This is a genomic window from Flavobacteriales bacterium, assembly GCA_020635855.1.
Lineage (GTDB): Bacteria > Bacteroidota > Bacteroidia > JACJYZ01 > JACJYZ01 > JACJYZ01.
The window spans coordinates 609160-623609 of sequence record JACJYZ010000004.1 but is presented as its reverse complement, the minus strand read 5'-3'; the positions used below and the strand labels follow the sequence as shown (position 1 = coordinate 623609).

Below are 14450 nucleotides of genomic sequence, written 5' to 3'. Positions count from 1 at the left end.
TAGGTTTACATGTCGCCGCCGTTGTCGTACTGACCGCCGTAATTTTGTTTGTCTTTTCCTTCCTGTCGCTTCTGATTGAGTCGGTAGTTCAGGGTCAGTGTGATGGTTCGGGATTGCCACTGGAAGTCGACGTTGGACTTGAAATTCTCTCCGGAACTGATGAACCTGTGACGCCTGGTATTCAGAATATCCATTACGCCCAGGCTGATGGTTCCGTTGCCTTTGAACACATCCATTGCAGCGCTGAGGTCCCAATTGTACATGGCGAGTCTTTCACCTTGCGCGGTTTTGCTGGGTGAGCGGTAGTTGAATGACGATTGGGCATTGAACTTGCGTTTCCATTTCCATTTGGAGGTAACGCGCGATGACCATGCATAGGCATCGCTGTAGTAACGGATGCCTTCATAGGTCCCGTCGGAAATGGCGCGGTAAAAATTAAAATTACCGTTAACCGACCAGCCTTTCAAAATGGTATAGGATCCGTTGAATTCGAAACCATACGCGTCTTCAACACTCAGGTTGATGGGAAAGATGCGGGTGTACCCGACACTGTCGCTGATCACGATCCGTTCCATTTTGCCATCGGTGCGCCGGTAATAGGCACTGGATAACAGGTTGCCCTTATCGCCGGACATCAGGTAACCCAGCTCGAAGGAATGGGTGAATTCGGGATTGATGTTGGGGTTACCGGAGAACACATTTCGGGCATCCGACAAACCGAAGAAAGGGATCATCCACCAGTGACGCGGTCTTGATACCCGGCGGCTGTAACTGAACTGCAACGAATGATCTTCGTTGAATTCATATGACATGTGGGCCGATGGAAACAGGCTCGGGAATTCCCGGTGATTGAAGAAATTTCCTTGTTCATATTTGGTTTCCAGTTCGGCGTATTCGAACCGGAGGCCGCCCTGCACAGAAACTTTTTTGAATTTATTTCCGGCCATGAGGTAGCCGGCCAGCACCTGGTCGGTATAGGTCACGTTGTTGGTGTACTCCGGTTCCAGGGTCCAAGTGTTATCCGAATTGCGGTTCTTTACAAAGTAATCGAAGTCCTGATCGGTGTAGGTGGCTTTCACACCGGTTTCCCATTTGCCGTCTTTACCGAACGGGCGAACGTAGTCCGATTGGAAAAGCGCGGATGTACGCCGGTTATCTTGATGTGTCTGCTGATGGGTATCTTCCACGCCGGCTTCGGTGGAAGTTTCCGAGATATTGGCATTCTCCAGGCGGCGGCTCTTTTCGTACTGCATATCCACCGTGAAGAGGCGATCTTTCTGGTCGTAGGTCTTTCGGTAGTTCAGGTTGATCTCTTTCTGGCTGTTGTCGGAATCTTCATCGTCCTGGCGGTCGATCACGCGTGTGAGGTTGTTGTTGATGTCCCGGTCGCTGTACACATTGCCGGTGATGTTTTTACCTGTTGAGGGGTTAAAGCCTCCGGCAACCGTTAATGTGGACATGGGGGTGACGGTGATATCACCGCCGAGTCGAAGGTTGTGCGAGAAGTCACGACGTTCCCGGTCCTGCTCTTTGTCATAGGAATAGGAAGTGTCGGGGTAAAAGAACTCCTGGGTTTGGGTGCCGCCGCCTGTCCGGTTGCGGTATCCCAACCCGTATGATCCGAAGTAGTTGATCTTTTTCCGTTTGACGTTGATGGAGGCACTTGCCCCGTAATTGGCCGGGTAACCGGCGCGCAACTCAAAGCTGCCGTTGATGCCCTGGTTCTTTTCTTTTTTCAGGATGATGTTGATGATGCCAACTTCGCCTTCCGCGTCATAGCGGGCGGAGGGATTGGTGATCACTTCCACCCTCTCGATCAGGTCGCCCTGTATCATACGGAGGGCATCTGTGCTGGTGAGCCCTGTCAGTCCGGAGGGTTTCCCGTCAATCAGGATGCGCACATTTTCACTGCCCCTGAGGCTCACTGCGCCTTCCACATCCACCTCAACGGAAGGAATGTTGTCGAGTACATCTGCTGCCGTACCACCACGGTTGCTCATGTCCTGGGCAACGTTAAACACACGTTTGTCCAGCTTCAGTTCCATTTGCGGTCGATCTGCTTCCACGGTAAATGTTTCCAACTGCATGGCACCCTGGTGAATCACAATCGTTCCAAGATCCACGGTTCCCGATCCCACATTCACGTCAGGAACAATGTGATCCTGGTAGGAGAGAAAACGCACCAACAGGTAGTATCGGCCGGGCTTTACCTGGATGGAGAAAACACCTTCTTCGTTGCTGGCAGCACCGGAGATCAAGACGGAATCTTTTGCATCATAGAGTGCAACAGATGCGAAGGCAACGGCGTGCTTCTGGTCATCCACCACTTTGCCCGTAACCACACCACCATCGCGTGAGGCCGCATTCACGAAACCAGATGAAAGGCAGATCAGCAGCCCGATCTTCCACCAGGTGGTCGGTAAAAATCTTATGTTTTTCATTCTGTTCACAGACACACAAAAAGCGCGGGAGAGTGCCAAAGGTAGGGGGATTTGGTGAGAAGCGGGAATCGGGTTGCAGGAAAATGTAACAGGGATCGATCGTTTCCGCCGGACAAGGTGATAGAACGTTTGGTATTCAGCCGGATGTGCATGAATCGGGTTGCAGGCCATCTGTTGTATTTTCCTATTTTCGTTCAATACACTCAATCCTGTATCCCGATGAAAACCCTGTTCACATTAAGTGCCTGCGCCGTTGCCTCTTGTTTGCAGGCACAGGTGACATCTGCACCTGACCCTTTTGCGCATACCTTTTCCATTGTGGCGAGGGATCCTGCAACCGGGGAGATGGGTGTGGCCGTTCAATCCCACTGGTTCAGTGTGGGTACAGCTGTTTCATGGGCGGAGGCCGGTGTGGGTGTGGTGGCTACCCAGTCATTCGTGAATGTATCATTCGGCTTGCGTGGACTCGATTTGCTCCGTGAAGGCCAAACACCCCAGGAAGCATTGGACCGGTTGCTGTCTGACGATACGGGTAAAGGGTTCCGTCAGGTGGCCATCCTTAACGGCAAAGGCGTGGCGGTGTTCACAGGTGATGATTGCATCCCCGAGGCCGGTCAGAGAAAAGGTACCGACTATTCGGTGCAAGCCAACATGATGCTGAACAACAAGGTACCCGATGCCATGGCGCAGGCCTTTGAAAATACCGGGGGACCACTTGCCGAACGCATGATGGCTGCGCTGGAGGCTGCACAAAGCGTGGGGGGTGATGTACGTGGAAAGCAGTCGGCGGTGTTGTTGGTTGTTCGTGGTGAAAAAACAGACAAACCCTGGGAGGACCGTTTGATAGACCTCCGGGTGGACGACCATAAAGAACCGGTGAAAGAGTTGCGGCGTTTGCTGACCGTTTACCGTGCCTACCAATACATGGCCGAGGGTGACCTGGCGATGGAACACAACGATGCAGCGAAGGCACTGGAGTCGTATGGTACCGCAGAAAAACTGTACCAGGAGAATGAAGAGATCGGCTATTGGTATGCAGTGGCGTTGGCGAATACCGGGCACCTTGAAGATGCCATGCCCAGGTTCAATGCTGCATTTGAACGGAATCCGGGATGGAAAACTTTGACCCGACGCATCTACGACAGGAAGTTACTGGTAGTAAGTGAAGATGATTTGAAAAAGATCCTGAACTAGCGCACCAGCTTACCGAGTTCCACCGCCAGGCTGTCGGCGATAAAACCGTTGGTTTGAGGCCCCCAGTGGCCGTTGAACTTGAGTTGGTTCTTTTTTTGCCTTAGGGCGTCTCGCAGGCTGAAACATGCAACATCCTTGCGATGCCCGGCAAAGCGTAGAAAAAAGTTTTCCCAGTTTTCCGAACGACGCGGGTCAAATATTTCCTCACCCGTAGGTATGTACACAAAAACAGGCTTTGCCCCGGTGGCGATGATTTCGTCGGCCAGTTTGTTCAACAGGGCCCGGCCCAGTTCTTCTTTCCGTTCTTGCCTCCATCCCATCCTTGATTCGGTTTTTTCCCGGATGATGGTGAGCAGATCAAGGAAGTAACTGCGTTCCCTGATCTTGTCCATCATATCTTCAGGCGCGGGTATGTATGTGGTGTCGGGCAACAGTTTGTCATCCGTCAGGTTGAAATGCGGTTTGGCATAGTCACGGAAACCGAGCAGGTTCCGATCCAGGTCGTAATACACGAAACCCAGCACCACGATGTCGGGATGATATTTGAATCCTTCGCGCTGGAAGTAAAGCAGGATCTGGTCGTGGCCGTATCCGTGAATACCCATGTTGATCACCTCAGCGCCGGGCATGCGAGGCCCCAGTTGTGCAGCATATGTCTCGTGATCATCCAGGCCATCCCCGAATGTGTACGAGTCGCCGATCACCAATACGCGCAGGCGACCGGAAGGATCCTTTGTATAACGGTATTCGGAGGTGCCTCTTAATCCGCGGCTGTTGGAATTCACCTGTTTGCCATCATACATGGGAGCATTTCTCAGGTTCGGTTGCAGCTTCCATCCCAACACGGGGTCGAATGCATCAAAGCCGTAATAAATGTTGGTGCCCGTGTGAAGATGTCTTTCATACCATTCCCATCTCCAGGCCGGATCATAATCGCCCTGTAGCAAACGGGCAATCCATCCCCTGTCCACCAGAAAGCGCGTGGCGATTTCCAGAACGGCACACAGAAACATCAGGTATGCCAGCCAGCGCATCCAACGGGTAAAACGGGAATGTGACATGGAGGTCAGGGGTGGTTTTGTTGCACGAACTTCCAAGTTTGGCTACATTCGTGTTGCCGTCGTAAACTTAAAATTTCTGCCACTCATGAAAAAATTCCTGTTGTTTGGCGTATGCTTGTTTCTGACCATGGGCATGTTGCATGGTCAGACAGCTACCAACATCTACACAACCAATCCTGCTGCAGGTGATGTGCTGCAAGGCAACTACAATCCGGCCGATTATGCATCCGGTAATGTAATCAGCAACCCGGAAGACATTGTACAAGGCTTGATTCAGCAGATCAATTCCGATTCACTCCATAACTACATGGAGGCACTGGGTAGCTTCGGCAACCGTAACTCCGGATCCGATACCCTGTCTGCCGTTAGAGGCATCGGTGCCGCGCGTACCTGGGCGCTGGCCGAAATGGACCAATTCAGCCTGGCCAACGAAGACCGGTTGGTGGTTTCCTTCCTTCAGTTTGATATCAACATTTGCGACATCACCCGCCACAAGAATGTGCTGGGCGTGTTGCCCGGGACAGACCCCCAGGCAGGCGTTGTGATCATTGAAGGTCATATGGACAGCCGATGCGAAGGCCTGTGTGACACAGCCTGCGTGGCGCAGGGAATCGATGACAATGGCAGTGGCTCGGCACTTGTGCTGGAGTTGGCTCGTGTGATGAGTCAGTACACATTCACCAAAACCATTGTATTCATGCTCACCATCGGGGAAGAACAGGGTTTGTACGGGGCGGAAGCCATGGCCAAGTATTGCAAAGACAACGGGGTGAATGTGGTGGCGGTTCTGAACAACGACATTGTGGGTGGGGTGATGTGCGGGCATACCGCTTCCGCTCCCATGTGTCCGTTTGATACGCCCATCGACAGCATGAACCTGCGGTTGTTTTCCAACGGACTGCACCTCTCGCTACCTAAGCAGCTGGCCCGTTTCTCACGCCTTGAATACAACGAAATGGCCCGGCCGCACGAAACCGTGAAAATGGAGTTGCATGTGATGACAGGTGAGGATCGCTCAGGCAGGGGCGGTGACCATCAGCCTTTCCGTGCCCAGGGATACCCGTCGATTCGGTTCTGCTCTGCCAATGAAAACGGCGATGCGAACAGCTCAGACAGCAACTATGTTGACAACCAGCACAGCTCACGTGACGTCATGGGGTATGACACCAACAACGATATGATCATTGATTCTTTTCTGGTGGATTTCAACTACCTGCGCAGAAACGCCTTGGTAAATGCCAACGCTGCTGCGATGATTGCTCAAGGGCCGGTTACACCGGAAAAGCCTGTGTTGCAAACGTTGGATGGCGGCGGACTTGTGGTCACTTTCGCCGATCCGAACAACTACGGAAAATACCGCGTGGCATGCCGGTACAATTCTTCGGTAGACTGGGATACGCTGGTGACTTTCACCAGCCTGAGCGATACGATCTGGGGGCTACCGAACCTGAAACTTCAGGTAGATTCCGGCAACCCGAATAACAACTGGTGGATCAGCGTGGCAAGCCTGGATTCGCTTGACATCGAAAGCTTGTTCACCAATGAATCTTACAAAGCGGTGGTTGACAACACCGGAATCGGAGATCACGAACCCTACCAGGAAGCAGCATGGGAACTGCATCAGAACCGTCCGAATCCGTTTGATGAGGCCACCACCATCACCGTACAGGTACATCGCCGGATACCTTACGATCACGCCGAAGTGAGAATCGTGGATATGGCCGGCAGGGAAGTGGTGCGTATGCCCATTATACTGGATCGGGAATTCAATGAGGTGGTGTTTCGCCATGGCTTGCGGAACCAGGGCTACCTGATGTACAGCCTGGTTGTGGATGGCCGGACTGTAGACACCAAGCAGATGCTGTTCGGTTTTTAATTCATCTTAGAAATCCACCACCCAGGTTTCCGTGTCGGATTGATAGAGGCAGCGGATGACGGGTCTTTCCCGGCCCGACATGAAAGCAGCGAAGGCACGTTCGGCACCTTTCCAGTGATCAGGCAAGAGTTGACCGGCGGACCGGGTTGAATCTTTGTGAAAGGTAATCCATTCCATCTTCCGTCCGGCATGTTGCACCAATACATGTACATCGGTACCGATGGTTGTATAGTCAATGATCTTCCGGTCCAGATCATCTTCGAATGAAAGGATATAGTCCAGCGGGGATGCAAAATTCTGCAGGTTTCTTTCCGCAAGAGTGGGTTGAAAAACAACCAGGCTGTCGGTGGGTGATGGTGTATCAGGATGTGGATACAGGTACATTTTTCCCAGGCGTGCATCTGCAACCCAGTAGCCCTGGGGTGTGGGTCGCACCATTGCATCTGCGTACAGATAACCGGTTTGTAGATGTTTCCAGGTAGTGGAAAGAGAATGCAGGTAATGCACGAATCTACCTGTGGAATCGAATACAGCGAGCAGGGGTGTTTTTGAGTAAAATGATTCCTTCAATGGATTTTTCCCATCCGGGGTTTGAGATCCCAGTTGGGTGGATCCTTCCACCGGCCATCCTTTCACCACAGGGGCGAATATGTACCCTGTGTGAATGTCGATGCGGGCGCGGGTGTGCCTGACATATAGCAGGGAATCAGGCAGGGATGCCAGGTCTAAAGCGGAGGGGTTTTCGTGTACATACAAGTGGCGGTTCACCAAGGCGATGTGGTTGTTGTAACCGATTTCACCGTGTTCCTTATCGAATGTGATTTCGGGAAGTGAAGCGGAGATGATCAGGAGGCTGTCGTTCCGGAAGCTGCTATTGAAATACATCGAATTGAGGATGTTGTTTTCACGCATGTACCGTAGGTATCCTTCCGGAACCGTTGTATCGGTGTACATCATTTCTTCTTCTCTTGTAGGTTGTAGGTTTTGCACGAAGTGCCCCGTTTGCGAATCGTAAACCTGAACGGCGAGTGTGAGGTCATCCGTGATAGCGAGGAGGTGCCCGCCCGGTTGGAAACATGCATCGTTGATTTGCGAAAGCGGGTGATCGGGTGGATTTTCCAGGCGCACCTGGTGTATCGGTTGCAGCATGTATGCATCCGGCTGCTCGGTGACAGGTGTTGAGGCACGTGATATTCCATCAATGGTTTGCATGGGTTGGGATGCCCGCAGGATTTCTTGTACGAGGGATTCGGAAAGATCCATCCCCATGAGTGACCAGCTTCCCAGGCATGCACCGTTGGCTCGGTTGATTTTGACCAGGAAGGGCACCGATAGGGGTTGGCCGGGAAATTCGAAGAAACGCAACAGGCTGTCGCTATGCTGGGTGATCACGTAGTCTGTCGCGAATTTCCGTCGGTTCAGATAGGCGAGCAGGGAGGCCTGTCTCGGGTAGAATGCGAGCAGCACGACCGGTGCGTGGCTGCCGGCTTTTTTCAGGTAAGTGGATACGGGATTGATCAATCCTTCACACCGTGGGCAGGTCATGGGTTTCATGAACAGGAGATAGATGGTATCCGCTCCGGAAGGTGTGTGAGGGATGTCAGCTTGTTCCAGCAAATGCAGAAGAGCGGCACTTGCACCTGTGTGCGGTTTCATTTGTTGCAAAGCGGCCGGATGCTGTGCTGCAGCCTGCTGGGCGAGGAGTATCAGCCATAAGGGTATGGATCGCATGAAGGAGGTTCGGAATGCAGACATGGCGGGTTTGATAAGGGTTGCCCATGAGGCCGGAGATCAGTCGAGGAGGGCGCTTGTTCGCTGAACCCCGGCCCGGGGCAACATGGGTTACAAGTGATAAACCTGCATGGTCGTCAGTAGGGTTGTTGGTTGGCAGATGGGATCAGGTCTACTTCACTGCCCTGTATTCCATCTTGTGAACCGCGAATGAGTTGATCGTCCGTGAAGCTGCTGCGGGTCACGCGGAAAACCCAGGACTGGCCCGTCTCATCTTCCAGGTTCGAGCTTTGCATGGAATAGGATGGTTCGGTAACGGGAGACGGGCCTCCGCCAAGCAGGTGATTCCACACATATACCATGCAATCTACAAGTCCGCACTGTACCACTGCACACACATCGTTGCTGCGCTGCGGACAGATCTCCACGCGGTTACCGGACGTCACCACGCCGCCGGTTCCTTTCATTTTAATGGTGATGGCTGCTGCGGGTCCGTTCGCGATGAACATCAGCGCCAGGAAACATGACAGGAAGGCGACCCGGTTGATGTGGCCGCGCTTCATGGTTGAAATGTATGTTGGCTGTTCCTGACTTTCACCGGCAGGATCCGGCATTGTCCGTCGGGGGTGACAACTTCCGCCTGCACATATCCCCGGGCGTCGGGGACTGCGTTTTCCGGGAGGTTGATCCGGGCACACACATCCTGGGATGGATTGGGACAGATCTCATGGGTGGAACCGTCGGAGACAAGGCCTCCTTTTCCATATACGGTGATACTGATGTTTCCCGCACTGACGTTCGCTGACAATGCGGCCATCAGGCCGATCACCGACAATAACAATCGGTTGGTTTTCATACGAAGGATTTTTTGGTTTGACATGGGGTCAAAGGTAGGAGGGAGGGTAGTGTGAAAGGGGAGAATGTAATTGCGAATCTTGCTTGTGTAAGAAAAGGAAGTACATTCTATCAAACCCTTCAGGGGTAGGGGTTTTCAATAAATTGAAAACAAAGTAGAACCTGTTGCCATCCATGCACGTATACCCAAATGTTTGATGTGCGAAAGCATCAAGTATTTAGGGGGTTTTGTTATGATCCCGGTGATACCTCACCGGGATCTTTTTTTCTTACCTGTGTCTGTGAACGGACGGGTGTCGGAAAGATCCGTCCGGGGCTGGGGTGGTTCAACCGAAATTTTTCAGAAATTTGCCCTCTCAGGCCGGGGTAGCTCAGGGGTAGAGCGACGCTCTCGTAAAGCGTAGGTCGTGGGTTCAAATCCCATCCCCGGCTCTTCTTTCGATCATTGAAAACGGTGGCTGTCGGATTACATGGGGTACAGCCAGCTGGTGGGGTTCAGCTTCTCTGATCCTCCCTGCATGGCCTTGCGTATCTCGAAGTGCAATTCGGTTTTACCTTCTTCCTTGTTGTAAATGATCAGTCCGATCTCCTGCTTGGTTTTCACTTCATCCCCTTTCTGCACATAAACCTCTTCCAGTTTTGAGTACACGCTCAGGTAAAGGCCGTGCCGGATGAGAACCGCTTTGCCCGAACCGGGAACGGTGATTACGGCTGTAACGATACCATCAAATACGGCCCTGGCTTTGGCCCCCTTTTCGGTCACCAGATCTACACCATTGTTGTAGGTTTTGATACCCAGAACCGGGTGAACATGCTCCCCGAAAGTACTGCTGATCTCACCTTCCAGGAGGGGCCATGGTAGTTTTCCTTTGTTCTTTTCAAAGTTATCTGACATGCGTTGGGCCTCGGGGGTGAGGCTGAAACGATTGCGCTCCTTGATCTCAGCGGCAATGATATCATCAATGGCTTTCTGGAGTTTTTTCATTTCCTGCTCCTTGTCCTTGATGTCGTCACGGAGCTGTTTCTCTTTCTTCTGAAGTTCCGTCAGGTTGCGTGCCTGCTCCTGCTGTTCCACTTCGAGGGATTGCTTTTGTTTTTCTTCCTCTCCGAGCAGGCCTTTCTTTTCCTGTTTCTTGGCTTCCAGTTCCCGGATTTTTTGTTCCAGGGTTTTCTGGGTATCGATGATCAGCTGGGCTTGTTTGCGCTTGTATTCATTGTATTGCTGGAGGTACCGGACGCGCCTGTATGCCTGGTAGAAGTCTTCCGAGGAAAAGATGAACAGCAGGCGTTCGGAACGATTTCGGTTTTTATAGGCATTCCGGATGATGGCCCCGTACTCTTCTTTCAGGCTGGCAAGATCGTTTTCCAGGGATTCGATGATGGCGGTTGTTTCGATGATGTCATCATCCAGCATCCTGATCTCGCGCCGGATCAATGCCACCAGTTGTTTGTGGCTGGTGATTTTACGTGAACGGATCGCGTATTCGAACAAAGTGATTTCTTTGCTTTCCCGGGTGTTCTTCAGCAGTTTTTTCTGGTAGGCAATGTTTTTTTCAAGCTTCAGTTTTTCTTCCTGCAGCTTCTCCTTCTTTTCCTGGGCTCCTGACCGCGTGGGCAGGAACATCAGGGGGATGGCAATAAGATATATGAAACGTTGCCAACTCATTCGTCGGGTTGCTTGAATGGAAAGCGTTGGGGTTTATTCAGGGTGATTTTCGAGTGGGTGATCCGCACCTTGGATTTATCGGTGGCGTGGATTTCAACCTCCATGGTGGATGGAAACCACTGACCTTCTATCTCGGTGAAATCGTCATAGCGGGTTTCAAATTTGCGGTTGAGGGTCAGATCATTCAGCACCAGCCGGATGATCCGGAAATGTTCGGGTTCAATGCGGATGTCTTGTTTTACGATGCTGAATTCCTCTTCATTGCCCATGGTTTTTTTCAGTCGGTGCCGGTTCACGGTCCCAAGGTTGTAGAACTTGGGATGTGTTGTGGCTTTGAAAACCGAGTCGGGGTTCTCGGAAGTGTAGTTGCCCGTAAGCGCGGCTTGTATGAAGGGATAGTCTACGTCCATATCAAGTTTGAGCAGCCGGCGAATGGCCGAAAAATCACCTTCAAAATAGCGTGAGTCATCGCTGGCCAGGCGATTGATGTATTTGACCGAATCGGGTGTAATGTACAAGCGCAGCACTTCGATTCCCAGCATGCTGGTAATGGACATCCAGATGACGCTGTCTTTGCGGCAACGGATGGAGGCACTAAAACTATGGGTGGTTTTGCCGACCTCGGCATGGGCTGAAATCTTGCTGCTGAACCAGGTGTAGTCCAACTGATTCTTACGAATCTGTTCAAAGAGGAAAACCGGGCTTTTGTCTTCAACTAGATCGGGTAAGGTTTTTTTCTTTTGCGGCGCCCGGCAGGCGGATGCGATACAAACGGAAACCAACAAGAGAATTTTAGCACCTTTCTTCAGGCCGGAGTTGGACATCCCGCGGACGACCATCGGTATACTTTCAATCACTGATCGTAAAATTTACGGTCGGCAATTTTTTTGTCCAGCCATTCAGAGCCCTTGCCAACAGATTTAGCCTTATCCCAGTATTCAACAGCTTCTTCTTCTCTGCCCAATTTAAACAACACGTCTCCGTAGTGCTCCAGCTGGACCGCATTTTTCATGTCGTTGCCGGAGATGGCCTTCTTCAGCCATTTTTCAGCTTCTTTGTAGCGTTCCAACCTGAACAGAATCCAACCGTAAGTATCCTCGAAGGATGAATTGTCGGGCTCCAGTTCATTGGATTTTTTTGACATGGCTTCGGCCTTTTGCAGGCTGTCGCCGCGGAGGGAGAGATAATAACTGTAATTGTTCAGCACATACACGTTCTTCGGTTCCAGTTGCAGGGCGTTGTCGTAGCTTTGATCGGATTCCTGGTTGTTTTTCAGGTTGTGATAGGCATCTCCAAGATTGGAGTAGAACTGGGCCTGCATGGCGGGATCGTCGATGGCAAAATCCATTCCGGCTTTCAGCACATCCACCGCTTCCTGGTATTGCTTGACCTGTATATTGGCGATGCCGTTAAGCAGGTAGATAAACGGTTGGTTCGGGAAAAGTGCAAGGGCTTCTTTGCTTTCGCTGGCCATGGCATTGAAGTCTTCCAGCTCTGACTCGATCAGCAGCAACTGGTTCCATACAGCATAGCGTTCGTTATCCAGTTCGATGGCCTTGCGATACGCGTCCCTGGCTTCGGGGAGTTTCTTTTCACGGTACAGGAAATCCCCACGCATGGCAAATGCTTTCGGTTCTTTGGGATGTGCCTTGGTCATGATTTCCGACAATTCTAGGGCCTCTTCGGTGAGCTCCGGATAACTCTGGGAAGCGCTGTAGAATGACAGAAGGATCTTGATCTTGGTATCCACATCTGCGGCTTCCTGTGCGAAGGCTGTTTTCAGTTCATTGAACGATTTTTCTTTTTCACCTATGGATCTGTAATAGTCGGCCAATGAAAAATGCACCATGGCATTGTCGGGGTCAATTTGCTTGAGGCGCTCGAATTCCTTCAGGGCTTCATCCGCCCGGTCGTTGGCGAAATAGAGTTCTGCCAGCATCCCATAGTATCGGGGTTCTTTCGGGTTCTCGGCAATCAGCTTCTTCAGTTCATTGATGGCTTCTTCCACCTTTCCCAGCCGGAGGTACAAGCGTTCCTTTTGCACCACAATTTCTTCCTGCAATCCGATCTTGCTTTCAATATCCTGGTAGGTATTGATGGCATCCTGAAGTTTGCCTGCGGTGGTTTGGCTGGCCGCCAGGTCGTAGGCGTATTCCAGGTTGTCAGGATATTTGGTGATCAGTCGGCGGTATACGGCGATGGCGTCTTCATACAAGCGGTTGTTGATGTTCACATCTGCCAGGAGCATCTGGTACCATTTGTTATCGGGATCCAGTGCGGCGGCTTTGCGCGCGAACATCAGGGCATCTTCATACCGTCCGGTGCTGTTGTAAATAGACGCCAACTCATACAATGCGGCATCGTTGGTCGGGTCTGTCTGGATACACTGGTTGTAAAGTTTGGCGGCTATGTCCAGGTTGCCCAGCATTTTTTCTTTGGCGGCTGTATAGAACAACCGGGTAACTTTGATCTGTTCACTTTCGTCCAGTTCCGTCTTCCGTTGGGGTAGAGTGGTATTCTGGGCGTGTTTGGGCGCTGAACATGCACCCATCAGCACGATGGTTCCGGTTAAGAGGAGCCAGTATTTGCCGCCTGCGTTCATCCTTTGGATTTAACGGTTGTGTAATCTCCGACACTCATGTCTGCCGGTGGTTGATCCAATGAAACATGATTGCCGATCATTGAATGTTCAATAACCAAACCCCTGATGCGGCTGTTTTGTTGCACAATGGAATCCCGGATGACCACATCCTCCAGCACGGTTTGATCACCGATGGAGGCATGGGGCCCTACAATGGAATTGCGTATCACCACGCCTTTACCGACATAACTGGGAGCGAGAATCAGTCCGTTTTCCACCTGAACATCTTCACTCACCAGTGCCGAATCCTTGAACCGTTCGAGCATGCTCTTGTTGGTGTCAACGGTGGCATCCTTGTTGCCACAGTCGAGCCATTGACTCACGCGCCCCGGTGCAAATGCAGCGCCTTTGGCCCGCATGTTTTCAAGGGCACTTGTGAGTTGATACTCGCCCTTGTCACGTACATTGTTATCTATCAGGTATTGCAACTCCTGGCGAAGACGTTCTCCATCCTTGAAATAATAGATGCCTATAATGGCAAGGTCTGAAACGAATGTCTCGGGTTTTTCAACAAAATCGGTGATGAGGCCTTTGTCACTTAGTTTCACCACGCCGAACGGACGTGGGTCTTCCACTTTGTGTACCCAGATCACGCCGTCTTTGGATTCATCCAGGTCAAAATCCGACATGAACAACGTATCGGCGAAGGCAACGATGACTTTGTCTTTCAGGGCCGGTTCGGCGCACAGGATGGCGTGCCCGGTGCCGAGTGCTTCCTCCTGGTAATGGATGGTACCTTTGGCGCCGTGTTTTTCGGCAATGGCCACCAACGCGTTTTCCACATCCTTTCCGAAATCACCAATTACGAAAGCGACTTCTTCTACTTTCTCATGGCACATGGCCACCAGGTCTTCCACCAACCATTGTACGATGGGCTTGCCTGCAACAGGCAACAGGGGTTTTGGAACCGTAAGCGTATGCGGGCGCATCCTCTTTCCCATGCCCGCCATGGGGATTACAATTCTCATGGCAATGATCGGTTAAT

General features: G+C 51.7%; 11 protein-coding genes and 1 tRNA gene. 3 read left to right on the top strand and 9 right to left on the bottom strand.

The window, feature by feature from the left end:
- Positions 1–5: 5 nt before the first annotated feature.
- Positions 6–2441, bottom strand: a complete 2436-nt coding sequence (locus H6585_14705) for a TonB-dependent receptor (GenBank protein MCB9449580.1) — start codon at positions 2439–2441, stop codon at positions 6–8.
- A 219-nt stretch (positions 2442–2660) separates the two neighbouring features.
- Here H6585_14705 and H6585_14700 point away from each other — a divergent pair, with 219 nt between their 5' ends.
- On the top strand, positions 2661–3635 hold the full coding sequence (locus H6585_14700) for a DUF1028 domain-containing protein (GenBank protein MCB9449579.1): 975 nt from the start codon (positions 2661–2663) through the stop codon (positions 3633–3635).
- Here H6585_14700 and H6585_14695 read toward each other — a convergent pair.
- The gene (locus H6585_14695; GenBank protein ID MCB9449578.1) at positions 3632–4696 is read right to left on the bottom strand and encodes an SGNH/GDSL hydrolase family protein; all 1065 of its coding nucleotides are present in this window, start codon (positions 4694–4696) and stop codon (positions 3632–3634) included. The genes H6585_14700 and H6585_14695 overlap by 4 nt on opposite strands.
- Positions 4697–4781: 85 nt before the next feature.
- Here H6585_14695 and H6585_14690 point away from each other — a divergent pair, with 85 nt between their 5' ends.
- Positions 4782–6572 carry a M28 family peptidase gene (locus H6585_14690; GenBank protein MCB9449577.1) on the top strand — a complete coding sequence of 597 codons (1791 nt, stop codon included), beginning with the start codon at positions 4782–4784 and terminating at the stop codon, positions 6570–6572.
- Positions 6573–6578: 6 nt separating this feature from the next.
- On the opposite strand, the gene H6585_14685 is transcribed toward H6585_14690, so the two are convergent.
- From H6585_14685 to H6585_14675, 3 genes are all read right to left on the bottom strand, one after another.
- Positions 6579–8327 (bottom strand): hypothetical protein, encoded by a 1749-nt coding sequence (locus H6585_14685; GenBank protein ID MCB9449576.1) that lies wholly within the window; start codon positions 8325–8327, stop codon positions 6579–6581.
- Between the two features lie 113 nt (positions 8328–8440).
- Positions 8441–8866, bottom strand: coding sequence for a hypothetical protein (locus H6585_14680; GenBank protein MCB9449575.1), 426 nt, complete (start codon positions 8864–8866; stop codon positions 8441–8443).
- Entirely contained in the window at positions 8863–9159 is a 297-nt protein-coding gene (locus tag H6585_14675; protein MCB9449574.1) for a hypothetical protein, read from the bottom strand. The genes H6585_14680 and H6585_14675 overlap by 4 nt, the downstream gene beginning before the upstream one ends.
- Positions 9160–9518: 359 nt before the next feature.
- Here H6585_14675 and H6585_14670 point away from each other — a divergent pair.
- A tRNA-Thr gene (locus tag H6585_14670) sits at positions 9519–9590 on the top strand.
- Between the two features lie 34 nt (positions 9591–9624).
- On the opposite strand, the gene H6585_14665 is transcribed toward H6585_14670, so the two are convergent.
- From H6585_14665 to H6585_14650, 4 genes are read right to left on the bottom strand one after another with little or no spacing between them, the layout of a single operon-like run.
- Positions 9625–10824: a peptidoglycan DD-metalloendopeptidase family protein gene (locus H6585_14665; protein ID MCB9449573.1), complete on the bottom strand. Its 1200-nt coding sequence runs from the start codon at positions 10822–10824 to the stop codon at positions 9625–9627.
- Entirely contained in the window at positions 10821–11681 is an 861-nt protein-coding gene (locus H6585_14660; GenBank protein ID MCB9449572.1) for a DUF4292 domain-containing protein, read from the bottom strand. Before H6585_14660 ends, H6585_14665 begins: the two co-directional genes overlap by 4 nt.
- Positions 11678–13426 (bottom strand): tetratricopeptide repeat protein, encoded by a 1749-nt coding sequence (locus H6585_14655; protein MCB9449571.1) that lies wholly within the window; start codon positions 13424–13426, stop codon positions 11678–11680. Before H6585_14655 ends, H6585_14660 begins: the two co-directional genes overlap by 4 nt.
- On the bottom strand, positions 13423–14433 hold the full coding sequence (locus H6585_14650) for an NTP transferase domain-containing protein (protein MCB9449570.1): 1011 nt from the start codon (positions 14431–14433) through the stop codon (positions 13423–13425). Before H6585_14650 ends, H6585_14655 begins: the two co-directional genes overlap by 4 nt.
- Positions 14434–14450 lie beyond the last annotated feature (17 nt).

What these genes read in the sequence shown, in the direction of transcription:
- H6585_14705 (MCB9449580.1), bottom strand. Translation starts at nt 2,441, where the DNA reads ATGAAAAACATAAGATTTTTACCGACCACCTGGTGGAAGATCGGGCTG.
- H6585_14700 (MCB9449579.1), top strand. Translation starts at nt 2,661, where the DNA reads ATGAAAACCCTGTTCACATTAAGTGCCTGCGCCGTTGCCTCTTGTTTG.
- H6585_14695 (MCB9449578.1), bottom strand. Translation starts at nt 4,696, where the DNA reads ATGTCACATTCCCGTTTTACCCGTTGGATGCGCTGGCTGGCATACCTG.
- H6585_14690 (MCB9449577.1), top strand. Translation starts at nt 4,782, where the DNA reads ATGAAAAAATTCCTGTTGTTTGGCGTATGCTTGTTTCTGACCATGGGC.
- H6585_14685 (MCB9449576.1), bottom strand. Translation starts at nt 8,327, where the DNA reads ATGTCTGCATTCCGAACCTCCTTCATGCGATCCATACCCTTATGGCTG.
- H6585_14680 (MCB9449575.1), bottom strand. Translation starts at nt 8,866, where the DNA reads ATGAAGCGCGGCCACATCAACCGGGTCGCCTTCCTGTCATGTTTCCTG.
- H6585_14675 (MCB9449574.1), bottom strand. Translation starts at nt 9,159, where the DNA reads ATGAAAACCAACCGATTGTTATTGTCGGTGATCGGCCTGATGGCCGCA.
- H6585_14665 (MCB9449573.1), bottom strand. Translation starts at nt 10,824, where the DNA reads ATGAGTTGGCAACGTTTCATATATCTTATTGCCATCCCCCTGATGTTC.
- H6585_14655 (MCB9449571.1), bottom strand. Translation starts at nt 13,426, where the DNA reads ATGAACGCAGGCGGCAAATACTGGCTCCTCTTAACCGGAACCATCGTG.
- H6585_14650 (MCB9449570.1), bottom strand. Translation starts at nt 14,433, where the DNA reads ATGAGAATTGTAATCCCCATGGCGGGCATGGGAAAGAGGATGCGCCCG.